This window comes from Qipengyuania sp. GPGPB31, assembly GCF_038396345.1.
GTDB classification, from domain to species: Bacteria; Pseudomonadota; Alphaproteobacteria; order Sphingomonadales; family Sphingomonadaceae; genus Qipengyuania; species Qipengyuania citrea.
Genome location: NZ_CP149572.1, coordinates 481,279 through 505,715 on the forward strand (window position 1 = coordinate 481,279; position 24,437 = coordinate 505,715).

The following is a 24,437-nucleotide window of genomic DNA, read 5'->3' on the forward strand; positions in this document are numbered from 1 at the left end:
TAATGGACTCATCTCCCGCACTGCTGGCCGTCATCGGCCTTTTGCTGGCGCTTTGGACCGCGGGTGCGGTGTGGGTGATGCTGCGCGCCAGCGGACGCGAACAGCGATCGATCGCCAGTCGCAAGACCGCCCAGCGCCTGTCGCGGCTAATCGAGGAAGGTCCCGCCATTCCGCTGCTGGTACGGGCCGACGGGCGGATCGAGGCGCCCGACCGGCTGGCGCGGTGGATCGGGCTCGAGAAAGTCCCCGAATATCTCAGCGAGCTGGCTGGCGGCGAGGGGCGCGGGCTCACCGAAGCGCAGATCGATACGCTGACACGCAATGTCCGGCGCACGCAGAAGACCGCCAAGCCGTTTCGCATGGCGATCAATGTCTCACCCGATTCGGGCAAGTCGCTGGCGCTGCAGGGGTCGCTGGCCGACCCGGCGGTGTCCCCCGGCGGGTCAGCGCTCGTCTGGGTCTTCGACTTCAGCGACAGCCAGGCGGAACTGACTCAGCTGCGCGAGGAAGCGGCGCGCGCTCGCGAGGATTTCGGCGCGCTGGTCGGGCTGATCGAGGCCGCCCCGATGCCGATGTGGTTCCGCGGGGCTGACATGCAGCTGCGGCTGGTCAACCAGGCCTATGTCGCCGCGGTGGGTGCCGAAAGCGCCGACCAGGTCGTTGCCGACCAGGTCGAACTGGTCGAAACGGTCAATGGCCGCACTGCGGCCGAGGTTGCGCAGCAGGCGGCCGACCGCCGCCAGCCGATCGAACGCATCCTCAGCGCGACGATCGAACGCGCGCGGCGCACGATCCGTGTCACCGACCTCCCGCTGATGGGCGAGGGGATCGCCGGCTATGCGGTCGATATCGAGGAAATGGAGGAGCAGGCGCGCGAGTTCCGTGCCTTCCGCGAAGCGCAGCGTTCGATGCTCGACCAGCTTTCGATCGGCGTGGCGCAGTTCGATGCCGGCCACCGCATGACCTTTGCCAACCAGCCCTTCCACCGCGTATTCGCGCTCCCCCCGGCGTGGTCAACGAACGCACATCGTTCGGGCAGATGCTGCTGATCGCGCGCGAAAACGGCCGGATCCCCGAAGTGCGCGACTTCCCCGCCTGGCGCAACGAGCTGACCGAGTGGTTCCAGCGCGACGAGCCCCACGAAGAAGCCTGGCCGCTGTCCGACAGCACCCATCTGCGTATCGTCGCGCAGCCCCTTCCCGATGGGGGGCTGGTGATGATTGCCGAAGACCGCACCGAACAGCTCGCGCTGTCGGCAACGCGCGATACGCTGCTGCGCACGCGGACCGCGACATTCGACAATCTGTTCGAGGCGCTTGCTGTGTTCGCGCCCGACGGGCACCTCGAACTGTGGAACCGGGGTTTCCCTGGCGCCTGGGGGATCGATCCCGAAGTGCTCGACGGGCACCCGCAGGCCGAAGACCTGTTGCAGGCGATCTCGCGCAATCTGTCGGACCCGGCTTCGGTTTCGCAGCTCAACCAGGTGATCCGTGCCGCCACGCTCGATCGCAAGAAGAGCAATGGCCGCATCGAGCTCGCCGATGGCCGGACGCTCGACTTCACCGGCGTGCCGCTGCCCGATGGCAATGGGATGCTGACCGTGCTCGACGTCACCGCGTCGCAGCAGGCCGAGGTCGCGCTGCGCGAACGCAATCGCGCGCTCGAGGAGGCCGATGCGGTGATGACCCGTTTCCTCGCCAATATGAGCTACGAATTCCGCACTCCGCTGACCTCGATCGGCGGGTTCGCTGAACTGCTGACCAGCGGCATCGCGGGCGAGCTGTCGCCGCAGGCGACCGAATATGCGCAGGCGATTTCGCTGTCGGTCGGGAAGCTGACCGAGCAGGTGGAGAACGTGCTCGACCTGTCGCAATCCGAAGCGGGCCTGATGCCGCTGCGCAAGAGCACCTTCACGCTGTTGCCCTTCCTGACCAAGATCGTGCGCAAGGAAGAACAGCGCATCCATGATGGCGAACTGACGCTCGACCTGAAGGGCGATGCGGAAAAATCGGTGACGGCCGATCCGCACCAGCTGCGCCGCGCGATCTCGCAATTGCTCGACAACGCGATCAACGGCACCCCGCGCGGGGGGCGGATCGCGATCGATATCGGGCGCAAGCGCGACGAGACGCGGATCGTGATTTCCGACAATGGCCGCGGGATGAGCCAGCACGAGCTTGCTCGTGCGCTGGAGGGCATCCGCATGTCGTCGGACGGCAAGGGTATCGAACGCCGCCACGGGCTGGGCATTCCGCTGGCGCGGCAATTGGTCGAAGCGCATGGCGGTACGCTCGAGATCCGCAGCCGCAAGAACAGCGGCACCACTGCAACGATCACCCTACCGTGAAAATCGCGCTGCCCGATCTCGCGGCGATGGAGGCGTTCGGCCAGCAGATCTCCGCGAAGCTGGCGCCGGGCGATGTCGTGGCGCTTTCCGGTACGCTGGGCACTGGCAAGACCACGCTGGCGCGTGCGATCATCGCGGCGCTCGGTCACGAGGGCGAGGTGCCTTCGCCGACCTACACGATCATCGAAACCTATGACGGCCTGCCGGTCCCGCTGGTCCATGCCGATTTCTACCGGCTCGAGGATCCCGCGGAAGCTGCCGAGCTGGGGCTCGACGACTACCGGGAGGGCGCCGCACTGCTGGCCGAGTGGCCCGATCACGCGGGCGGTTTCGCCCATGAGCCGAACTGCCTCGCCATTGCGCTGGAAAAGGTGGGCGAAGGCCGCGAGGCCGTTGTCACCCCGGGCACATCTTGGCAAAGCCGCTGGCCATGAGCGATGCGCCTTTCGACGAGATTCACGAGTTTCTGGGTGGCACCCGGTGGGAAGGCGCGGAAATCGCCCCTCTCGTCGGCGATGCCAGCTTCCGCCGCTACTTCCGGGTAAGGATGGGGGGTGACAGCGCCATGCTGATGCATGCGCCGCCGCCGCACGAGGACCCGGAGCCGTTCCTGCACGTGGCGCACTGGCTCGACAGGAACGGCCTGCGCGCGCCCCGCATACTGAGCGAGGACGCCGCCAATGGCTGGGTGCTGATCGAGGATTTCGGCGACCAGCGCATGCGCGAATGGATCGATGCCCATCCGGCCGACGAGCGCGGGATCTACGCGCAGGCGATCGATACGCTGGTGGCGCTCCACCGGCTGCCGCCCGGCCCGTTCGAGCCCTATGACATGGCCGTCTACCTGCGCGAAGCGATGTTGCTGGTCGAATGGTATTGCCCGGCCATGGGGCTGACGGTCGATGTGCCGGCCTATCGCGCCGCATGGGAAACCGCACTCGAGCCGCTGCTCGCGAGGCAGGATCCCGGCGTCACCGTATTGCGCGACTACCATGCCGAAAACGTCATGCTGCTCGAACCCGGCAAGCTGGCGGAAGCCCAGGGATTGATAGATTTCCAGGACGCGCTGGTCGGCCATCCGGCCTACGACCTCGTCAGCCTGCTGCAGGATGCGCGGCGCGAAGTATCGACCGAACTCGAATGCGAGATGCTGGGCCGCTACCGTGCCGCGGCTGACCCGGGGCCCCATTTCGAAGCCGATTATGCCCGGCTCGGGGCGCAGCGGAACGCCAAGATCGTGGGCATTTTCACGCGTCTCGCCAAGCGCGATGGCAAGGCGCGGTATCTGGCAATGATCCCGCGCGTCTGGCAGGCGATGGAACGCGATCTGGCGCATGAAGCGCTGGCGCCCGTCGCCGCGTGGTTCGACGCGAACATCCCACAGGAAATCCGCGATACCGCCGGAGGGGAAATCCAGTGACCACACTCGTCTCCGACACGGCCATGCTGATGGCCGCAGGGCTGGGCAAGCGCATGCGCCCGCTTACCGCGACCACGCCCAAGCCGCTGGTGCGCGTGGCCGGAAAACCCCTGATCGACCGTGCGCTCGACCGCCTCGAGGAAGCCGGTGTCGCAAGGGCCGTGGTCAATGTGCATTACTTGGCCGATGCGATCGAAGCGCATGTCGGTGCGCGCAAGGCGCCCGCGGTGACGTTCTCGGACGAACGCGAGCAATTGCTCGAGACCGGGGGCGGCATGGTCAAGGCCGCCGCCGCCGGGCTGCTGCCCGATCCGTTCTTCGCTTGCAATGCCGACAGCATCTGGCTCGACGGCCCGCAAAACGCGTTCAGTGATCTTTCGGCCGGGTGGGATCCCGAGCGCATGGATGCGTTGCTTTTGCTCGTCACGCACGCGCGCGCCCACAATTTCGACGGTTCGGGCGATTTCTACATGGACCCCGCCGGCCAGCTCACGCGCAAGCTGCCCGGCCGGATCGCGCCCTTCATTTACACCGGGATCCAGCTGGTATCGCAGCGCCTGCTGCGCGATGCACCGGACGGCAAGTTTTCGACCAATGTTCTGTGGGATCGCGCGATTGCCGAAGGGCGGCTCTACGGTGTCGCCTTTACCGGACGGTGGTACGAAGTCGGCACGCCTGCGCATATCCGCCCGACCGAGGAAGCACTCAAGGGTGGCTGAGCGGCAGGGGCCGAAGGTTTATTCGATTGCCGCACATCGCGGCTTCGCCGATGCCCTCGTCGCTGGCCTGGTCCCGCGTTATGCCGACGACGAGTTCGGCCTGGCGCGCCTGACGCTGCTCGTCCCCAGCAGCCGAGCCCGGCGCACGATTTCCGAAGCCTTCATCCGCCACGCCGGCGAACAGGGCACGCCCGGACTGCTGATGCCGCGCATGGCGGTGGTCGGCGATCTCGATCTCGATGAAACGCTCGGCCCGCTGCTCGACCCGCTGGGCGCCGCCGACATACCCCGCGCTATCGAACCGCAGCGGCGGCTGTTTGCACTGGCCCGGCTGATCGCGGACACGATGGGCGACGAGGCACCCGGCGGTGCAACGCTGCTGCGGCTCGCGCGTGAAACCGGGGCAACGATGGACCGGCTGCTGGTCGAGGGCGTGGGTCCTGAAGAACTGGTCGGCGAAAGCGTGCTCGACCTGTTCGGATCGTTGTCCGATCACTGGCAGCGCAGCCTCCATCTCTTTGCAACTGTTCAGGCCAAGTGGCTGGAACAATTGCAGCAATGGGATGCGCTCGACGCGGCAGCTCGGCGCAATCGCCTGTTCGACTGGGCCGCCGCGCGCTGGCGTGCTGCGCCGCCCGAAACGCCCATCGTCGCTGCGGGCGTGACCAGCGCCGCACCTTCGCTTGCGCGGCTGCTGAGAGTGGTCGCCGATTGCGATCAGGGGGCGGTGATCCTGCCCGATTTCGATCTCACTATGCCGCAGGCGGTGTGGGACGAATTGGGCCGCGCCGGGGCGACGCCCGAACCCGGCGCCACGCCTTTCGCACGCGAGGATGCGGTGACGCATCCGCAATACCACCTCAAGTTGCTGCTCAACCGCATGGGGATCGCACGCGAGGAAGTGCAGCCGTGGCATCGCCGTGGCATCGCCGCGGCGCAGCCCGAACGCAGCCATGCGCTCGGATCGCTGTTCCTGCCGCCCGAAGCGAGCAAGGGATGGGTCGACCTGCCCGCCGAGAAACGCCGGTTGGCAGGCTTGCGCATCATGACCTGCGCCAATCCGGAGGAAGAGGCGCAGGCGGTCGCCCTGCTGGTCCGCGAGGCAGTGGAACAACCGGAAAAGCGCGTGGCGGTGGTCACGCCCGATCGCGCGCTGGCGCGGCGCGTGGTCCACCACCTCGACCGCTGGAACATCACGGCCGACGATTCGGGCGGGCGCCCCTTGTCGCAGACCGCTGCCGGCCGGCTGTTCCTGCTGCTTGCCGAGATCGTCGCCGAAGATGCCGCCCCTGTTTCGCTGATGGGGCTGCTGGGCCACCCGCTGGTCGATGGCGGGATGGAGCGCGGCGTCTGGCTACGGCAGCTGCGCCGGGTCGAACGCGCGCTGCGCGGGCCGCGCAAGGCGGGCGGCCTGGCCCCCGTCGCGGCTATCGCGGCGCGGCTGGCCCAGCGGCATGGCCGCGTGGCCGATTGGTACGCCGCGGTCGATCAGGCGCTTTCGCCGCTGGTGGCGCTGCACCGGCAGGATGCCATCCCTATGCACGCCTTGCTCGATGCGCTGGTCGAAAGCGGCGAGGCGCTGTGCGGCGAGAAGCTCTGGGCACGCGAGGACGGCCGTTCGCTGGCTGGCTTCGTGGAGGAATTGCGCGGCCATGCGCGCGAGGCCGGGTTCGCGCTGGCGCCCGGCGAGGCCGCAATTGCGCTGCGCGATGCCATGGAACAGGTGGCGGTCCGGCCTCCCTATGGGGGGCATGCGCGGGTGCAGGTGCTCGGGCTGCTCGAAAGCCGGATGAACCGCGCCGAACTGGTAATCTGCGCCGGACTGAATGAAGGCGTCTGGCCGGTCCGCGGGGGGATCGACGCGCTGCTCGCCCCGCCGGTGCTCCGCGCGCTGGGCGTGCCCGGGGCCGATTTCCGTATCGGACTGTCGGCGCATGACCTCGCCGGGGCGCTCGGCGCGCCCGAGGTGGTCCTGTCGCGTTCCGAAAGGGACGAGGCCGGCCCGGCCATTCCCTCGCGTTTCCTGCTGCGCGTGCAGGCGCTGCTGGGCGAGCTGCTCGATCGCTACGAGGACCGCAAGACGGTCGCGCTGGCGCGGGCGATGACCCGCGCGCCGAGCGCGCCGGCCTATCCGCGCCCGGCACCGCAGCCGCAGCCCGAACAGCGCAAGGTCGACATTTCCGCGACCGCGCTCGATCGCCTGCTTGGCGATCCCTACCAGTTCTATGCTGACCGGATCATGGGGCTGAAGGATCTCGACGCGCTGGACGCCGAACCTTCGGCGCAGTGGCAGGGGACGGTGGCGCACGCCATCCTGCAACGCTGGCACGAAACGCGCGAGCGGGATCCTGCCGCCCGCCTCGCCCCGATCATGCAGGCCGTGCTCAACGAAGAGAACGCCGATCCGCTGATGCGGGGGCTGTGGCAGCCACGGCTCGAAGCCGCGCTGCGCTGGATCGAAGAGGAGATCGGTGCCTATGACGACCGCCGCGTGCTGGCGGTCGAGAAGCACGGCGCGATGACTTTCGACGGCGTCCATGTCCACGGCCGCGCGGACCGGATCGACCGGCTCGCGGACGGCAGCCTTGCCATAATCGATTACAAGACCGGTACGCCGCCCAGCGGGGCCCGGGTCGAGGCCGGTTTCGCGTTACAGCTTGGCGTCCTCGGCCTGATCGCCGAACGCGGCGGTTTCGAAGGTCTGGCCGGCGACGCGCAAGGCTACGAATACTGGTCGCTTGGCAAAGCCAAGGATGCGGAAAACCGCTACGGTTTCGGCTATGTCGACGTCCCGCTGAAAGTCGGGCGCAAGACTTCGGGCGTGGCGCCCGAGGAATTCCTGCCGCTGACCGCGGACAAGCTGACACTGGCCACCAACCGCTTCATCAAGGGCAATGACTCCTTCACGGCGCGCGAGAACCCTGATTATCCCGCCTATGACACCTATGATCAGCTGATGCGGCTCGATGAGTGGATCGCGCACCAGGATGGCGGAGAAACGGCGTGAGCGGGACCGTCTACGAACTGCAGGACAAGCAGCGCCTCGCGGTCGATCCGCAGGACAGCGTGTGGCTTTCGGCCAGCGCGGGGACCGGCAAGACGCAGGTCCTGTCGGCGCGTGTGCTGCGGCTGCTGCTCGAACCGGGCGCCGATCCTTCGCAGGTCCTGTGCCTCACTTTCACCAAGGCGGGCGCGGCTGAAATGGCAGTGCGTGTCAACGCGGTACTGGCGCGCTGGGTCCGGATGGACGATGCGCAGCTGGCGCGCGAACTGGCGTTTTTGGGCGCGCCCGGCGACCCAGAAACGCGCGCGCGGGCCCGGGCGCTGTTCGCCCGCGTCCTCGATTGCCCCGGCGGCGGATTGCGGATCGATACGATCCACGCCTTCGCCCAATATCTGCTTGCCGCCTTCCCCGGCGAAGCGGGCATGCTGCCCGGATCGCGTCCGATGGAAGACCGCGAGCGCGACCTCCTGAGCCGCGATGTTCTCTCGGGCCTGCTGGCCGAAGGCGACCGAGGCATCGCCGGGGCGATCGCCGAGATGAGCAAGCGCAAGGGACCCGATGCGGTCCGCGGCTGGCTGATGCGCTGCGCGCGGCACATGGACATGTGGCAGGGGCCGGGCAGCTGGCAGCCGCCGATGCAGCCGCGCGTGTTTCGCTTGCTGGGCCTCCCCGCCGATGCCGATGCCGCATGGGTTGCAGACGCATGTTCGGACGCGGCGTTTCCCGGCGCCAGCCTGCGCGCCTGCCTGGCCGCCAGCCGCGGCTGGTCGGCAAAGACGGGCCAGACTTGTGCCGATTTTCTCGAAAGCTGGCTGGTAAGCGATACGGAGGCCCGGCTTGCCGCGATCGACGGGTTTTCCAAGACACTGCTCAAGGCCGATGGCACCCCGCGCAAGATGGCCGGGGCGGAAAAAGTCGATCCGGACTTCCCGGCCAACCAGGAACGGGTGGCCGAAGCCGTGGCCAAGGTGCGCGAACGCGCGGCATTGCTCGAACTGGCGGCATTCCTCGGCCCGCAGCTCGAAGCGGGACGTGCCTTCGCGCTTGCCTGGCACAGGGCGAAGGAACGCGAAGGGCTGGTCGATTTCGACGATCTCATCGCCCGCGCAGCCACGCTCCTGTCCGACAGCGCGATGGCCGACTGGATCCGTTACAAGCTCGACCGCAGCTTCGATCACATCCTCGTCGATGAAGCGCAGGATACCAACGCGGCGCAATGGGCGATCGTGAAGGCACTGACCGACGATTATTTCGACGGTTCGGGCGCGCGCGGCGAGGCGGTGCGCACGATCTTTGCCGTGGGCGATTACAAGCAGGCGATCTTCGGCTTCCAGGGGACCAGCCCGGAGAACTTCCGGCAGGCGCGCGATTTCTTCCGCGACAAGATGAATGCCGCCGCCGATGCGGCCCGCGATACGCGCGGTGCGCCCGATATTCGCGGACTGGAGGAATACGGCCTCGGCCGGAGCTATCGCACCAACCAGCAGGTACTCGGTTTTGTGGATCGGGCGATCGATGCGATCGGCCATGAGGGGTTCGGGCTCGATCAACGCAGCGATCCGCATACGGGCAGCGGCGAACCCGGACTGGTGGGTCTGTGGCAGGTCGTTCGTGTCGCCGAGGAAGAAGACGACGGCGGTGAGCGCGAAGGCTGGCTGGCGCGGCACGACCGCTTGCTGGCCGACAGGATCGCGCGGCAGGTGGCCGAATGGCTCGACCCTGCCGGCGATGGCTTTACGTTGTCGCGCGGGACCAAGCGCCGCGCCAGCGCAGGCGATATCATGGTGCTGGTCCAGAAACGGCGCGACCTGGCTTCGCTCATCGTCGCGCGGCTGTACCGCCACGGTGTCCCGGTGGCCGGGGTCGACCGGCTGCGTCTCGGCAATCCGCTGGCAGTGAAGGACCTGATGGCCGCCTTGCGCTTTGCCGCGCAGCCGCTTGACGATCTCACGCTGGCCAGCCTGCTGGTTTCGCCCTTGCTGGGCTGGAGCCAGGAGGATTTGCTGGCGCACGGCTACCGGCCGAAAGGCGTGCGCCTGTGGGAGCACCTGCGGGGCAGCAGCGATGCGTTCGTTCGCGGCACGGTCGATGCGCTGCGCGACATACTACGGCGGGCCGATTACGACAGCCCGCAGCAATTGCTGCACTGGATATTGCTTGGCGCGCTCGACGGGCGGCGCAAGCTGGTCGCGCGGCTGGGCCGAGAAGCGAACGATCCGATCGACGAATTGCTCAATGCCGCCAATGCCTACGCAAGCGCGCATACCGCGAGCCTGCAGGGGTTCATCCGCTGGTTCGATGCTGGCGATGGCGAACTGAAGCGCGAAGCCGGGGAGGGCGGCGACCAGGTCCGGGTGATGACCGTCCACGGTTCGAAGGGGCTCGAAGCGCCCATCGTCATCCTCGCCGATGCCGCTATCCGGCCCGATGGCGCGGGCGATCTGGTGCTGGAGGAAGAGCTGCCGGGATCGGCGACGCCGCGCACCGTTCCGCTGCCGGGTCTGACCAAGGAAGAAAAGGTCGGCCCTGTTGCCGAGGCTGACGCTGCGGAAGCGGCCAAGGCGATGCAGGAACATTGGCGGCTGCTCTATGTCGCGCTGACGCGCGCGCAGGAGGCGCTGTTCATTACCGGCTCGCTCGGCCCGCGCGATGCGAAAAACGGTCCGCATGACGATAGCTGGTATGCGCGGCTCGCGGCACTGTTCGATCAAGACGAGGCGCTGGCGGATCCCATCTGGGGTGCCCGCTGGGAATTGGGCGAACACGCTGCCCCGGTTGCGCCGTCCGCGCCCGATACGGATTGCGACGGCATGCCGCTATTGCCCGACTGGGCCACCACGCCGGTCGGGCCGGAGCCCCGGCCGCCGCGCCCGCTCGCCCCTTCGGGGCTAGGCGAGACCGAGGGCAGCGATCCCCCGCTGCCACCTGCCAGCGTGGGCGCGGCCGCGCGGCGCGGGACGTTGATCCACGCGTTGCTCGAGCGCTTGCCGCAGATCGCTGGGGAAGACCACGATGGCAAGGCGCGCGCATGGCTGGAACGGCAGGCGGGTGACCTGGCGCCGGCGGAGCGTGAGGAAATGCTTGCGCGGGCAACGCAGGTCCTGGCCGAACCGGCGTTTGCGGAAGTGTTCGGACCCCGCGCATTGGCCGAAGTGCCCTTGGCCGCGACGGTCGAGGGGCAAGTGGTCATGGGAACCGCGGATCGCCTGCTGGTCATGGCCGACACGGTGACAGTGGTCGACTTCAAGACCGCCCGGCGTCCGCCCCTGTCTCCCGAGGCCATTCCCGACGCCACGCTCAAGCAGATGGCCGCCTATGTCGCGGCGCTCGAGACGATCTATCCCGGGCGCAGGGTCGAGGCGGCGGTGCTCTATACCCAGACGCCGCAGTTGTTCGCCTTGCCGGCCGCGCGGCTGGCTGCCTACAAGACCGCGTTTGCGGCGCCGCAGGAAAGTTTTGCCCTGCCGCCCGTTGAGTAACCGCCTTGGCCGCCCACATCATGGGCCACACGCTTTACAGGAGATTCCCATGGCCACCACCGCCGTTACCGACGCCAGCTTCCAGTCCGACGTGCTCGAAAGCGACAAGCCCGTGCTGGTCGATTTCTGGGCCGACTGGTGCGGCCCGTGCAAGATGATCGCACCCGCACTTGAAGAACTGAGCGAAGAGCTGGGCGACAAGGTGACCATCGCCAAGATGGACATCATGGAAAATCCCGATGTGCCGGGTTCGATGGGCGTCCAGTCGATCCCCTATCTGGTGTTGTTCAAGAATGGCGAACAGGCAGCGCAGATGCGCGGTGCAGCACCGAAAGGCCAGCTCAAGCAGTGGCTTGAAGGCGAACTTTAATCCATTTTCGCATATAGATCGGCAAGCTCGTCCCACAGGGCCGGGCTTGCCGCACCCAGCAGGCCCGTGCGGCCCACCTCGTCGACGCGATAGGGTGAGCCGTCGGGCCGCGCTGCTTTGCCCCCCGCTTCATTGAGCCACAACACGCCTGCCGCATGGTCCCAGGCGAGCGTGCGTTCGAAGATGGAAACATCGTTCGTGCCCAGCGCCAGCCGCGGATATTGCTCCGCCGCGCAATAGGGAATGTCGACGAGCTCGTACGCCGGGGCGATATGACGGCGCGTGGCGTCGCGGCGCTGCTCCTCCATAAAGATCAGCGAAATCGCCGCAATCGGCGGTGACTGTCCTGTGGGACGCGACGCCACCCGCTCGCCGTCGATCATGGCGCCGGCACCGCGGTGGGCGCTGCAGAAGCGGTCCGTCAGGCAATCGTAGATCCAGCCAGACTGGGCGACGCCGCCATCCGCGCGGGCGATGATGATGCCGAAGGGCGGTTTGCCGGCAGCGAAATTGCGCGTGCCATCGACGGGATCGACAATCCAGCAGGGCCGGTCGAGCCGCTCGACGATCGCCGGGTCCGCATGCGCGGTCTCTTCCCCGACGAACGCGAGCGAGGCATCGATCGCGGCCAGGCCTTCGCGCAGCAGCGCCTCGCTGTCCTTGTCGGCAATCGTCACCGGGTCGTTGCCGCCCTTGTCCTCGACTTCACCCGCTGCGAGATTGCGATAGCGCGGCAGGATGGCGCGTTCGGAAACCCGGCGCATGAGATCGAGGATCTGGTCGTCGAGCGCGGTCACGAGCGATAGTCCGCATTGATCGAGATGTAGCCATGCGTCAGGTCGCAGGTCCACACGGTCGCGCGCCCGTCGCCGACGCCGAGATCGACATCCATGCGAATGTCCTCGCCTGCCAGATGGGCGGCCACGGGAGCTTCGTCATACTCGGCCAGCGGCTGTCCGTCGCGCGCGGCCCAGATACCGCCGAAGCCGATCGACAGACGGTCGCGGTCTGCCGGTTCGCCGGCCTTGCCGACCGCCATGACCACGCGGCCCCAGTTAGCATCGCCGCCCGCTATCGCCGTTTTGACCAGCGGCGAATTGGCAATGGCAAGCCCGACGCGCCGGGCGCTGTCGTCGCTTGCCGCACCGGCAATCGCTATTTCGATGAATTTCTGCGCACCTTCACCATCGCGGACCACCAATTGCGCGAGGTCGCGGCACACCTGGAGAAGCGCGGCGTAAAAGGCGTCCGCCCCCGCATCGCTCCACGACGCAAGCGGGGTATTCCCGGCCTTGCCGGTGGCGAACAACAGCACGGTGTCGCTGGTCGACGTGTCGCCGTCGACGGTGATGCACGAATAGGTTGCCGCATTCGCCCGGCCGAGCATTTCCTGCAGGAATTCGGGCGCCACCGCCGCATCGGTAAAGACATAGCCGAGCATCGTCGCCATGTCGGGGGCGATCATCCCGCTGCCCTTGACGATCCCCGCCAGCGCGGCGCGGGTGTCGCCCAGCATCGCATGCGCGCCCGCGCCCTTGGTAAAGGTATCGGTCGTCCCGATCGCGCGTGCGGCGTCTTCCCAGCTGCATGGCTCGGCGGAGAGAACGGCCTCGACGCCCGCGCGTGCCCGGTCCTTCGGCAGTGGCACGCCGATGACGCCGGTGGAGGATACGAACACGGTTTCGGCGGAGCAGCCGAGCGCTGCGGAGACCTGTTGCACGATCTGATCGACCGCCTCGCGGCCGCGGTAGCCGGTGAAGGCGTTCGAATTGCCGGCATTGACGATCAATGCGCGCGCATGACCCTGGCGCACCTGTTCGCGGCCCAACTCGACCTCGCTCGAGGCGCAGGAGGATTGGGTGAAGACGCCCGCCACGGTGGTCCCTTCGGCCAGTTCGGCGAAGGTCAGATCGGCGCGGTCCCACTCCTTGTACCGGGCGCAGGCGACGCGCAGCGTGACGCCGCCGATCCGCGGCAGTTCGGGAAAGGGGCGGGCGAGGGGCGAGCGGGCAAGATCCATTGGCGCTCGTTAGGCGCAGAGCGGGGCGGGGTAAACGGTCAAGCGGGGTGGACGCGCATAGCCACACGTCCTATCTGACCGCTGCAATGCTTCGTCGCATCCTTACCCTGCTTGCGCTTCTTACCGGCCTCGCCGCCGCGGGCGCACCTGCGCATGCGCAGGCCTATGACGGGGTTTCCGGAGTCGAACTGACCGCCGGTACCGACCGCTGCATCCAGCACGAGGCCCGCGAAGGCGCACCGATCGCCGGCCAGGCGCGTGTCCTGCGGCCCGCCGCGCAGCCGGCCGAGTGCGTCCGGACCGTCGCGGTGATGATCCCCGCGGTCCACATCGGTATCGACCGCTCCTACGAATAGGCGCCCCGCGCCCGTTTGCTGCCGTATTCCTGCCCGCCGCGCACCGCGCGTGCGGGCCTCCCATCCATAAGTTCACGCGGAAGGCTCGAAGGCCCCAACATGTTCAACTCCATCATGAAATCCGTCTTTGGCTCGGCCAACGACCGCTATGTCAAATCGCTCGGCAAGATTGTCGATCGGATCAACGCGCTGGAGCCGCAGATGCAGGCGCTCAGCGACGCCGAACTCGCCGCGCAGACCGACAAGTTCCGGGCGCTCCTGGCCGAGGGCAAGACGCTCGACGACATCCTTCCCGAAGCCTTCGCCACCGTGCGCGAGGCATCGGTCCGCGTGCTCGGCATGCGCCATTTCGATGTCCAGATGGTCGGCGGCATCGTCCTGCACCGCGGCGAAATCGCCGAGATGCGTACGGGCGAGGGCAAGACGCTGGTCGCCACACTGGCGACCTATCTCAATGCGATCGAGGGCAAGGGCGTGCACGTCGTCACGGTGAACGACTACCTCGCCGCGCGCGACTCCGAATGGATGGGCCGCCTGCACAAGTTCCTCGGCCTGACGGTCGGGGTGATTGTTCCCAACATCAGCGAGCAGCAGCGGCGCGATGCGTATAACTCGGACATCACCTATTCGACCAACAACGAGCTCGGCTTCGATTACCTGCGCGACAACATGAAGCACGAACGCGGGCAAATGGTGCAGCGGCCGTTCAATTTCGCGATCGTCGATGAAGTCGATTCGATCCTGATCGACGAGGCGCGTACCCCGCTGATCATTTCGGGACCGACTGAGGACAAGTCGGACCTCTACCTTTCGATCGACGAGGTGGTGAAGACCTTCCCCGAGGACTGGTACGAAAAGGACGAAAAGCAGCGCAACATCCAGCTGACCGAGGATGGCACCGAACAGCTCGAGAAGCTGCTGATCGAACGCGGCCTGCTCGAAACCGAGAACCTCTACGACGTCGAGAACACGCAGGTGGTTCATCACGTCGACCAGGCGCTGCGCGCGGTGCACATGTTCAAGCGTGATACCGATTACATCGTGAAGGACGACAAGGTCGTCATCATCGATGAGTTCACCGGCCGCATGATGGAAGGCCGGCGCTGGTCGAACGGCCTGCACCAGGCGGTCGAGGCCAAAGAAGGCGTGAAGATCGAGCCGGAGAACCAGACGCTGGCGTCGATCACCTTCCAGAACTATTTCCGCATGTATCCCAAGCTGTCGGGCATGACCGGCACCGCGGCGACCGAAGCGGCTGAATTCTGGGACATCTACAAGATGAACGTGGTCGAGATCCCGACCAACGTCCCCGTTTCGCGCATCGACGAGGATGACGAGTTCTACAAGAACACGCAGGACAAGTTCAAAGCCATCGCCAAGGCGATTGCCGAGAAGAACGCCATCGGCCAGCCGGTCCTGGTCGGCACGGTGTCGATCGAAAAGTCGGAAATGCTCAGCGAATTCCTCCGACAGGAAGGCGTCGAGCACGAGGTCCTCAATGCACGCCAGCACGAACGCGAAGCGCATATCGTTGCGCAGGCGGGGCGCATCGGCGCAGTGACCATCGCCACCAACATGGCCGGCCGCGGGACCGACATCCAGCTCGGCGGCAATGTCGATTTCCGGATCGACGACGAGCTGAGCGAACTGGAGGACGGGCCCAAGAAGGACCTCGAAATCGATCGGATCAAGGCCGAGGTCGCTGCCGAGCGGCAGCAGGTGCTCGAAGCGGGCGGATTGTTCGTGCTGGGCACCGAACGCCATGAAAGCCGCCGGATCGACAACCAGCTGCGCGGCCGTTCGGGCCGTCAGGGCGACCCCGGGCTTAGCCGGTTCTACCTGTGCCTCGAAGACGACCTGCTGCGCATCTTCGGTCCGGATACGCTGTTCTCCAAGATGATGAATTCGAATCTCGAAGACGGCGAAGCGATCGGTTCGAAATGGCTGTCGAAGGCGATCGAGACCGCACAGAAGAAGGTCGAGGCGCGCAATTACGAGATCCGCAAGCAGGTGGTGCAGTATGACGATGTCATGAACGATCAGCGCAAGGTGATCTATGAACAGCGCGCGGAGATCATGGACAGCGAGGCGGTCGACGATGTGGTCGTCGACATGCGCCAGGATGCAGTCAATGCGATCGTGACCGAAGCCTGCCCGCCGGGCTCCTATCCCGAACAATGGGATATCGAAGGGCTCAAGACGCGCGTCCACGACGTCCTCGCCATCGATGCGCCGATCGAACAATGGGTCGAGGAAGACCAGGTCGAGCCCGAGATGATCGAGGAACGGCTGGTGGCGGAAGCCGACCGGATCATGGAAAACAAGATCGCTGCGGCCGACCCTGCGCTGTGGCGGCGGATCGAGAAGAGCGTGCTGCTGCAGGAACTCGACGGGCAGTGGAAGGATCACCTCGCCACGCTCGACGCGCTGCGGCAGGTCGTCGGCCTGCGCGCACATGCGCAGAAGCAGCCGCTGAACGAATACAAGCAGGAGGCGTTCAGCCTGTTCGAATCCATGCTCGAGAAACTGCGCGAGACGGTGACCAACAAGCTCATCCGCCTCGAACTGGCCGAGCCCGCGCCGATGCCGGCAGTCAATCTTCCCGACCTGCCCGATTTCCTCACCGGACATATCGACCCGCTGACCGGGCTCGACGACTCGAACGATGGTGACGGGTCGGCTGGGCGCGAAGCCTTGTTCGGCGCGCTGGCCGGCAGTTCACGCGCAGCCGTGGGGCCGGGCAGCTCGGCGGGCGAGAATCCCTATGCCGACATGGAAATCAGCCGCAATGCGCCTTGCCCCTGCGGTTCGGGCAACAAGTACAAGCATTGCCACGGTGCCATCGGCACCGGTGCGAGGGCGTGAACCTGTCGCCCCGCTGCTAGCTGCGGCGGGGCTGACGGACCATCGGCACCAGCGGGGGAGAACCCGGCTCGGGGTGGATCGGATCGCCGAGCGGCGCAAACCCGCAGGCGGAATAGAACCCGGTGTTTGCCGGGTTCGAATTCTCGAGATAGGCGGGCAGGCCCTGCCGGTCGCACGCGTCGAGCACGGGTTGGATGAGCGTGCGCCCCAACCCCTTGCTGCGCGCCGTCTCGCGCACGCCGATGCTGAAGAGATAGGCGTGCGGGAAATCGGGATGGCGGCTATCCATCGCGGCCCCAGTCCGGATCCCGCGCCGCACCGCCCGCGGACCGCAATGCCATAGCGTGGGGAACACGAAGGCGGCGTAATCGGGCAGCGAAAACCCGGCATCGCCGCCCGGCAGCATCCACATGCATGCCCCTTCGTCGCCCGCCGTGTAGCAATAGCCGCGCGGGACGTAGATCCGCCGCGCCTGCAGATGAAACAGATTGGCGATCCCGGCGAACGCGCCGAACAGCCACAGATTGAACGGATCGTAGCGGAAGGCATCGGCGGTGATCGCACCGACCCGCTGCGCGTCGCCCGCCCGGGCGCGTTCGAGCCCGCCGGTCAGCGTGATGTCGTCCGGTCGCATAGTGTCCTGTTCCCTCCGCCTAGACGCTAGCCCGCGCGGGACCCAGCGTCTAGGCGGAGGCATGGCCGCGCTCGCACTCGCCTTCTTCGTTACCGCCCTGTTGTACGCCAGCGTCGGGTTCGGCGGCGGATCGACCTATACCGCGCTGCTGGCCTTGGCCGAGGTCGATTACCGGTTGCTGCCGCTGCTGTCCCTCGCGTGCAATCTGGTGGTGGTGGTGGGCAGCTCGGTACGCTTCGGCCGGGCGGGCGTCACTCCCTGGCGCGGCGCGATCCTGCTGACCGGGCTGGCCGCACCGGCCGCCTTCATTGGCGGCCTGACCCCTATCGGCGAGGCCGGCTTTCTCGCCTTGCTCGGGGGGAGTCTTGTTTTTACCGCGCTCTCGATGTTGCTGCCTGTCGCTGGCGGCGATCCCTCCCGGCCGAAGCGATTTGCGCGGTCGATGCCGCTGGTGGCCGTTCCGCTCGGCTATCTGGCAGGGCTGGTGGGCATCGGCGGGGGCATTTTCCTCGCTCCGTTGCTGCATCTGGTGCGCTGGAACGACGCGCGCGCCATCGCCGCAACCGCGAGCCTGTTCATTCTCGTCAATTCGCTGTTCGGGCTGGCGGGGCAGGTCGTCAAGAACGGTCCAGGGCGTCTGGGCGCAGCGGTGGAGCTGGGATTGCCCCTGCTCGTCGCGGTCGCCGTCGCGGGCCAGGTCGGCAGCCTGCTGGCGCTCAAATACCTTCCGCAGCGCTGGATCCGCTGGGGCACAGCTGCGCTCACCGCCTGGGTGGGCGGGCGCTTGCTGTTGAATTTGTGAGAAAAGTGGCTCCCCGAGTTGGATTCGAACCAACGACCAAGTGATTAACAGTCACCTACTCTACCGCTGAGCTATCGGGGAGCAGCCCGCTGGGCAGGGGTGCGCCTATATGGGTGCGATTCCGGTTTGGCAAGCGGGCATTTCGCAAAACTTTTACGCAGCCGCACGGGCGGGTGCATCAGACCACGAATTGCTCGGCCACGATGCGTTCGTCGAGCGCGTGGCCGGGGTCGAACAGCAGCGTCAATTCGCTGTCGCGCGCGATTTCGAGCCCCACCGACGAGACGTGACGCAGTTCGCGCTGGTCGGCTACGACGGACACCGGGCGCTTTTCCTGTTCGAGCACGCGGAGCGAGATGCGGCTGCGATCGGGCAGGATCGCCCCATGCCACCGGCGCGGGCGGAACGGGCTGATCGGTGTCAGCGCCAACAGGTTCGGATCGAGGGGCAGGATCGGCCCGTCGGCGGACAGGTTGTATGCGGTCGAACCTGCCGGCGTCGCCACCAGCACCCCGTCGCAAACCAGTTCGGCGATGCGCACCTTGTCGTCGACCGTGACTTCCAGCTTGGCGGTCTGACGCGTCTCGCGCAGCAGGCTGACCTCGTTGATGGCGCAGAACGTGTGGACCGCGCCATCCTGCGTCTCGGCCTGCATCCTGAGCGGTGCGATGTGATGCGGCTTGGCCTTCCCGATCCGCTTGATCAGCGTCTCGGGATTGCGGTTGCGGTTCATCAGGAAGCCGACTGTGCCCAGGTTGAGCCCATAGGCAGGAATGATGCGGCCGGTGTCGAGCATGGCATGCAGCGTCTGCAGCATGAAGCCGTCGCCGCCGAGAACCACGACGGCATCGGCTTCTTCGAGCGGGACCCAGTCCGTAACGGAGCGAAATTCCCGCTCTGCCGCTTCCTGCGCCCGCGGGGCGTCGGAAACGACCAAGGCCAGGCGGTTGTATTCGGACATGCTTTCCGTTGACCCTCCCGTTCCGGACAAGACCCGCTTCCCGGTACCCGCGCGGTCCCTATGAAGCTACGTCCCATTTGGCAACACGTCCGAAATACTGATAACGGTGCCATTACGCGCGGATAAGGACTGGGAAATGGCCACGAACCCGAAAGAACCGATAAGGAAAACGCGCGACGCACTTACCGGTCTGGCCGATCAGCCGTCCGCGCGTGAGACGATAGCGCGCTGGCAGCGCGAATGGCCTTCGGACACTATTTCCTGTCCGATCCAGGCAATGCTCATCACGCTTGGCCGGATCGACAATGTGAATGTGGCCTTCGGGGAACTGGCCGGCGACGGTGCGCTGGTCGAAGTAGCACAGCGGATCAAGCACTTCGCCGCCGATGAGCTCGAAAGCAGCAATGCCTGGGTTGCGGCGCGGCTGAACGGTGGCACGTTCCTGCTGCTCGCGCGGCAGGAATGCAGCCGCGAACGCTGGCAATGGCTTGCCGAAGCACTGGCCGACGCCATCGCCCTGCCTATCGCCAGCCCCGAGGGCGGGGGAAGCAGCCTGCGTCTATGGCCGCGCATCGCACTCATGCGGGTAACCGAGAAGGACGATCCCGAAAGCGTGCTGGAACGCCTGGCGGCGGTGGCCGAGGGAATGCGCGAGAGCAACCGTCGGCGGATCGACTGGTCGACGGGGGAAGCGGCGCATGCCGGGCGTTCCAACCGCCAGTTCGAGGCCGATCTGCTTGCCGCGATCGACCGCAACGAGATCCAGATCCTCTTCCAGCCCCAATATTCGCTGGAAGACGACCGCATAATCGGCGCCGAAGCGCTTGCGCGCTGGGATCACCCGGTTGTCGGCCGTATCGGGGGCGGGGCGCTGTTCCAGATTGCCGAGCGGGCGGATCATATCGCGCATCTTTCGCGCCACATCGTAGAGCGCGCGCTGGAAGAGGCCCTTGCCTGGCCCCACCACCTGCAGCTTTCGATCAATATCACCCCGGTCGATCTGGCTGTCGAGAATTTCGCAATCGATTTCGCGCAGATGGCCGAGCGGATCGGCTTTCCGTTGGGGCGGATCACACTCGAACTCGTCGAACAGGTCCTGCTCGCCGATCTCGACCGGGTGAGCCGCGTGCTCGACCAGTTGAAACTGTTCGGCGTGCAGATCGCGCTGGACGATTTCGGCGCAGGCTTCTGCAATTTCCGCTATCTCAAGGTGCTGCCGATCGATTGCATCAAGCTCGATCGCTCGATGCTTGATGGTGTGCTCGAGGACGAACGCGACAAGGCAGTCGTCCACGCCATCGTCGCCATGGCGGCGGCACTTGATCTCACCGTGGTTGTCGAGGGTGTCGAGCAGGAGGCGCAGCGCGAATTCATGCAGGCGGCGGGCTGCAAGGCCTATCAGGGATTCCTGCGCGCCAAGCCGATGACGGCGCAGGAATTCCTCAAGCTCGCCAACAGCTAGGCGGCCGCCTTCTTCCCGTTTTTCTGGGCCTTGCGGACCACTCCGGACAAGCCCTTGGTCAGCTGGAACAGACCGTTGAGGCGGCTTTCGGGCGATCCCCACGCGCGGCTGATGACCAGCTTCATGTCGGGCCGCAGCTTGGCGGTGCCTTTCAACCGGTCGACATAGGCCAGCAGGCCCACCGGATCGGGGAAATCGTCCTGGTGGAAGGTCACCAGCGTACCCTGTGCACCGACATCGATCTTGGCGATGTTGGCTTCGATCGCCTGATGCTTGATCTCGATCAGCCGGACGAGGTTCGCGGTGGCGGCGGGCAAATCGCCGAAGCGATCAATCATTTCCGCGGCAAGTGCTTCGATCTCGGCCTTGTCCGCAGCATCGTTGAGACGGCGATACAGCGCCATGCGTACCGCCAGATCGGGCACATAGTCTTCCGGGATCATGATCGGCGCATCGACGGTGATCTGCGGGCTGACCCGTTCGGGCTTCACCTCGAGTCCCATGTCGCCGGCCTTGGCGGCGAGGATAGCGTCCTCGAGCATCGATTGGTAGAGTTCGAACCCGACTTCGCGGATATGGCCCGACTGTTCGTCGCCGAGGAGATTGCCTGCCCCGCGAATGTCGAGGTCGTGGCTGGCGAGCTGGAAACCGGCGCCGAGACTGTCGAGATCGCCGAGTACCTTGAGCCGTTTCTCCGCGACTTCGGACAGCTGCGTATCCTTGGCATAGGTGAGATAGGCATAGGCGCGCAGCTTGGCCCGCCCGACGCGCCCGCGCAGCTGGTAAAGCTGGGCAAGGCCGAAGATATCCGCGCGGTGGATGATGATCGTGTTCGCGCTGGGCAGGTCGAGCCCGCTTTCGACGATCGTCGTGGCGAGCAGGACCTCGTACTTGCCTTCGTAGAACGCACTCATGCGTTCTTCGATCTCGCCTGGCGACATCTGGCCATGCGCGGCGACGAACTTCACTTCGGGGATGTTCTCATGCAGCCAGTCGGACAATTCCTCCATGTCCGAAATCCGCGGGACGACGATGAAACTCTGCCCACCGCGATGGTGCTCGCGCAGCAGTGCTTCGCGCATCACCATGTCGTCCCATTCCATCACATATGTGCGGACCGCGAGCCGGTCGACGGGCGGGGTCTGAATGGTCGAAAGCTCGCGCAGGCCGGTCATGGCCATCTGAAGGGTGCGCGGGATCGGCGTTGCGGTCAGCGTCAGCATGTGCACATCCGCGCGCAGCTGCTTGAGCTTTTCCTTATGCGTCACGCCGAAGCGCTGCTCCTCGTCGACGATGACCAGACCAAGGTTCTTGAAGCTGGTCTGCTTCGACAGGATGGCATGGGTCCCGATCACGATGTCCACGTCGCCGGCGGACAGCCCTTCGCGGGTCTCCTTCATCTCCTTGGCGGAAACGAGCCGTGAAAGGCGACCGACTTTCAGGGGAAAACCGCTGAAGCGATTGGAAAAATTCTCGAAATGCTGGCGGGCGAGCAGGGTGGTGGGGGCGACCACGGCGACCTGCTGGCCATTCATCGCCGCAACAAAGGCGGCGCGCAACGCGACTTCCGTCTTGCCGAAGCCGACGTCGCCGCAGACCAGGCGGTCCATCGGCTTGCCGCTCTCGAGATCGCTTAGCACATCGGCGATCGCGCGCTCCTGATCGTCCGTTTCTTCCCACGGGAAGCGATCGAGGAACTGGTTGTAGGTGCCATCCTCGACCTCGATGACCGGGGCCTTCTTGAGCGCTCGCTGCGCAGCGACCTGCATCAATTCGCCCGCGATCTCGCGGATGCGCTCCTTCAGCCGTGCACGACGTTTCTGCCATGCCTCGCCGCCCAGCCGATCGAGCATGACCGCTTCCTCGCTGCTGCCGTAGCGACTGAGCACGTCAATATTCTCGACTGGGATGAAGAGCTTGTCGCCGCCCTTGTATTCGAGCTGCACGCAGTCGTGCTTCGATTTGCCCACCGCAATCGGTTCGAGGCCGAGATATTTGCCGATCCCGTGCTCGGTGTGGACGATGAGATCGCCCACGCTGAGCGCCTGCAGTTCGGCCAGGAAGGCATCGGCGCTCTTGCGCTTCTTCTTGCGTCGCACCAGCCGGTCGCCGAGAATGTCCTGCTCGGTCAGCAGCTCCATCTCGTCATTGGCGAAGCTGGCTTCGATCGGCAGGATCATGGCTGCAGGCTTGCCCTTGGCCGACAGGCCGAGCGCATCCTGCCAGCTCTCCGCCATCTGCACGGGCGTGCCGGCTTCCTCGAGGATCGAGGCTATGCGCGAACGGCTGCCCTTCGAATAGGCCGCCAGGAGCGGGCGCTTGCCGGCCTTGGACAGTGCTTTGAGATGATCGGCAAGCACCGGATAGACATTGTCGCCGCGCGCGCGTTCGGGGGCGAAATCGCGGCCCGACCGGAAGCCGAAGCCGACCACGCCGTCGCTTTCCGGCTCGTCGAACGGCGTCGCACGATGTGCGGGTGCAGCGGCCAGTGCATCCTTCAGTTCATCGGCCGACATATACAGCGCATCGGGCTGCAGCGGGCGATAATTGCCCTTCGCCTGACCGGTGATCGCGGTACGCTGGTCGAAATAGTCGCGCACATCCTTCACGCGCTCGTCCGCGGCGGCGAGCGCCGCCTGGTCGATCACCACCAGATCGTCCTTGCCGAGATGGTCGAACAAGGTCGCCAGCTTGTCCTCGAACAGCGGCAACCAGTGTTCCATGCCGGCCAGCCGGCGGCCTTCGCTGACCGCCTCGTACAGTGGATCCTGCGTCGCATTGGCGCCGAACATCTCGCGGTAGCGGCTGCGGAACCGCTTGATGCTGTCTTCGTCCAGCAGCGCTTCGCTCGCCGGGAGCAGGAGATGGCTATCCAGTCGGCCGGTGCTCATCTGCGTATTGGGATCGAAGCTGCGCAGGCTTTCCAGCTCGTCGCCGAAGAAGTCGAGCCGCAGCGCTTCGTCCATGCCGCTGGGGAAGATGTCGACGATCGAACCGCGGACAGCATATTCGCCCTTGTCGATCACCGTGTCGGTGCGGCTGTAGCCCTGCCGTTGCAACAGGGCGGACAGGCTTTCGCGGCCGATTTCGACACCCGGTTTGAATTCGCGTACGCTTTCGCGGATCCGGAACGGGGTGAGGACGCGCTGGAGGACCGCATTCGCCGTCGTCACGATCAGTTGTGCCTTGGCCTTGCCGGCCTGAAGCCGGTGCAGCGCGGCGAGCCGCCGGGCGCTGATCGCCAGCGCAGGGCTGGCGCGGTCGTAGGGCAGGGAATCCCACGCCGGGAATTCGATCACTTCGAGCTCGGGCGCGAAGAAGGCGGCGGCATCCACCACGCTGCGCATCGCGGCATCATCCGGTGCGATGAACACCGCGCGGCCGGTGCTGGCGCGGGCGAGATCGGCCATCACCAGCGGCTGCGCGCCGCGCGCAACCTGCGCCAGCGTGAGCGGCTGGCGGGCTTTCAGGATACGGGAAAGGTCGGGCATGGTGTTCCTAGCGTTCAAGAGCGCGCGGCGTTCCGCACACGCTGCTTCGCCCCCTGCCCGATCGGGAAGGGGGTGCGCGGCGTATCGGAAGGGAGATAGGCGCTAGCGCCGGGTCGTCAACGCGGAATATCCACGTAATCGAGCCGCTGCATCGCCGCCATCAGTTCGCCCTGGAAGCGGGGCGGGGTGGGTGCGGTCTTGAGCGCCCAGGCCATCACGTCGACGTCGTCTTCCTCGAGCAGCGCCTCGAACCAGGCCAGTTCGTTTTCGCTCCAATCGGCGTTGTAGCGATCGTAGAAGCCGCCCATCATGTAGTCGGCCTCGCGCGTGCCGCGATGCCAGGCACGGAACTTGGCGCGTTGCTTGCGGCCGTCGAATGTCAGGAGATCGGGCATGCGAAGCGCCTATCGCGCGTGCCCGCGCAGCGCAAGTTGGGATCGCTATCCACAAGCGCGGCGTCGGGCGGTGCGCTTGCCGCTTTCGCCGGCTTGGCGTTGATGGCTATGT

Annotated in this window: 18 protein-coding genes and 1 tRNA gene; 12 read left to right on the plus strand and 7 right to left on the minus strand. The window is 66.1% G+C overall.

The window, feature by feature from the left end:
* The first annotated feature begins 2 nt into the window (after window positions 1–2).
* From WKH79_RS02585 to trxA, 8 genes are read left to right on the plus strand one after another with little or no spacing between them, the layout of a single operon-like run.
* Window positions 3–1,049: a PAS domain-containing protein gene (locus WKH79_RS02585; protein WP_341859513.1), complete on the plus strand. Its 1,047-nt coding sequence runs from the start codon at window positions 3–5 to the stop codon at window positions 1,047–1,049.
* The gene (locus tag WKH79_RS02590) at window positions 1,010–2,347 is read left to right on the plus strand and encodes an ATP-binding protein (protein ID WP_341859514.1); all 1,338 of its coding nucleotides are present in this window, start codon (window positions 1,010–1,012) and stop codon (window positions 2,345–2,347) included. Before WKH79_RS02585 ends, WKH79_RS02590 begins: the two co-directional genes overlap by 40 nt.
* A complete protein-coding gene (gene tsaE, locus WKH79_RS02595) occupies window positions 2,344–2,781 on the plus strand; it encodes a tRNA (adenosine(37)-N6)-threonylcarbamoyltransferase complex ATPase subunit type 1 TsaE (RefSeq protein WP_050599914.1) in 438 nt (145 codons plus the stop codon). The genes WKH79_RS02590 and tsaE overlap by 4 nt, the downstream gene beginning before the upstream one ends.
* Entirely contained in the window at window positions 2,778–3,767 is a 990-nt protein-coding gene (locus tag WKH79_RS02600; protein ID WP_341859515.1) for a phosphotransferase, read from the plus strand. The genes tsaE and WKH79_RS02600 overlap by 4 nt, the downstream gene beginning before the upstream one ends.
* Entirely contained in the window at window positions 3,764–4,486 is a 723-nt protein-coding gene (locus WKH79_RS02605) for a nucleotidyltransferase family protein (protein ID WP_307019254.1), read from the plus strand. Before WKH79_RS02600 ends, WKH79_RS02605 begins: the two co-directional genes overlap by 4 nt.
* Window positions 4,479–7,493: a double-strand break repair protein AddB gene (addB, locus tag WKH79_RS02610; protein WP_341859516.1), complete on the plus strand. Its 3,015-nt coding sequence runs from the start codon at window positions 4,479–4,481 to the stop codon at window positions 7,491–7,493. Before WKH79_RS02605 ends, addB begins: the two co-directional genes overlap by 8 nt.
* Window positions 7,490–10,969 carry a double-strand break repair helicase AddA gene (gene addA / locus WKH79_RS02615; RefSeq protein WP_341859517.1) on the plus strand — a complete coding sequence of 1,160 codons (3,480 nt, stop codon included), beginning with the start codon at window positions 7,490–7,492 and terminating at the stop codon, window positions 10,967–10,969. The genes addB and addA overlap by 4 nt, the downstream gene beginning before the upstream one ends.
* 49 nt (window positions 10,970–11,018) lie before the next feature.
* Entirely contained in the window at window positions 11,019–11,339 is a 321-nt protein-coding gene (gene trxA, locus WKH79_RS02620) for a thioredoxin (protein ID WP_050599910.1), read from the plus strand.
* Here the strand turns inward: trxA and WKH79_RS02625 are convergent.
* On the minus strand, window positions 11,336–12,103 hold the full coding sequence (locus WKH79_RS02625; protein ID WP_160767074.1) for an inositol monophosphatase family protein: 768 nt from the start codon (window positions 12,101–12,103) through the stop codon (window positions 11,336–11,338). The genes trxA and WKH79_RS02625 overlap by 4 nt on opposite strands.
* 29 nt (window positions 12,104–12,132) lie before the next feature.
* Window positions 12,133–13,359: a bifunctional glutamate N-acetyltransferase/amino-acid acetyltransferase ArgJ gene (argJ, locus tag WKH79_RS02630; RefSeq protein ID WP_341859518.1), complete on the minus strand. Its 1,227-nt coding sequence runs from the start codon at window positions 13,357–13,359 to the stop codon at window positions 12,133–12,135.
* Between the two features lie 86 nt (window positions 13,360–13,445).
* Here argJ and WKH79_RS02635 point away from each other — a divergent pair, with 86 nt between their 5' ends.
* Complete coding sequence (locus WKH79_RS02635; protein ID WP_050599908.1) at window positions 13,446–13,715, plus strand: hypothetical protein; 270 nt, start codon at window positions 13,446–13,448, stop codon at window positions 13,713–13,715.
* 99 nt (window positions 13,716–13,814) lie between these two features.
* On the plus strand, window positions 13,815–16,580 hold the full coding sequence (gene secA / locus WKH79_RS02640) for a preprotein translocase subunit SecA (protein ID WP_341859519.1): 2,766 nt from the start codon (window positions 13,815–13,817) through the stop codon (window positions 16,578–16,580).
* Between the two features lie 16 nt (window positions 16,581–16,596).
* On the opposite strand, the gene WKH79_RS02645 is transcribed toward secA, so the two are convergent.
* Window positions 16,597–17,214, minus strand: coding sequence for a GNAT family N-acetyltransferase (locus tag WKH79_RS02645; protein ID WP_341859520.1), 618 nt, complete (start codon window positions 17,212–17,214; stop codon window positions 16,597–16,599).
* Between the two features lie 61 nt (window positions 17,215–17,275).
* Between WKH79_RS02645 and WKH79_RS02650 the strand changes: the two genes are divergently transcribed.
* Complete coding sequence (locus tag WKH79_RS02650) at window positions 17,276–18,016, plus strand: sulfite exporter TauE/SafE family protein (RefSeq protein ID WP_341859521.1); 741 nt, start codon at window positions 17,276–17,278, stop codon at window positions 18,014–18,016.
* 6 nt (window positions 18,017–18,022) lie between these two features.
* Here the strand turns inward: WKH79_RS02650 and WKH79_RS02655 are convergent.
* Together WKH79_RS02655 and WKH79_RS02660 are read right to left on the minus strand one after the other, a co-directional pair.
* Window positions 18,023–18,097: transfer RNA gene (locus WKH79_RS02655), tRNA-Asn, on the minus strand.
* A gap of 97 nt (window positions 18,098–18,194) precedes the next feature.
* Window positions 18,195–18,977, minus strand: coding sequence for an NAD kinase (locus WKH79_RS02660; RefSeq protein ID WP_341859522.1), 783 nt, complete (start codon window positions 18,975–18,977; stop codon window positions 18,195–18,197).
* A gap of 136 nt (window positions 18,978–19,113) precedes the next feature.
* On the opposite strand from WKH79_RS02660, the gene WKH79_RS02665 reads away from it, so the two are divergent.
* Entirely contained in the window at window positions 19,114–20,439 is a 1,326-nt protein-coding gene (locus WKH79_RS02665) for a GGDEF domain-containing phosphodiesterase (protein ID WP_063506745.1), read from the plus strand.
* Here the strand turns inward: WKH79_RS02665 and mfd are convergent.
* On the minus strand, window positions 20,436–23,930 hold the full coding sequence (gene mfd / locus WKH79_RS02670; RefSeq protein WP_341859523.1) for a transcription-repair coupling factor: 3,495 nt from the start codon (window positions 23,928–23,930) through the stop codon (window positions 20,436–20,438). The two genes, WKH79_RS02665 and mfd, sit on opposite strands and share 4 nt — an antisense overlap.
* 116 nt (window positions 23,931–24,046) lie before the next feature.
* On the minus strand, window positions 24,047–24,325 hold the full coding sequence (locus tag WKH79_RS02675) for a succinate dehydrogenase assembly factor 2 (RefSeq protein ID WP_050599901.1): 279 nt from the start codon (window positions 24,323–24,325) through the stop codon (window positions 24,047–24,049).
* Window positions 24,326–24,437 lie beyond the last annotated feature (112 nt).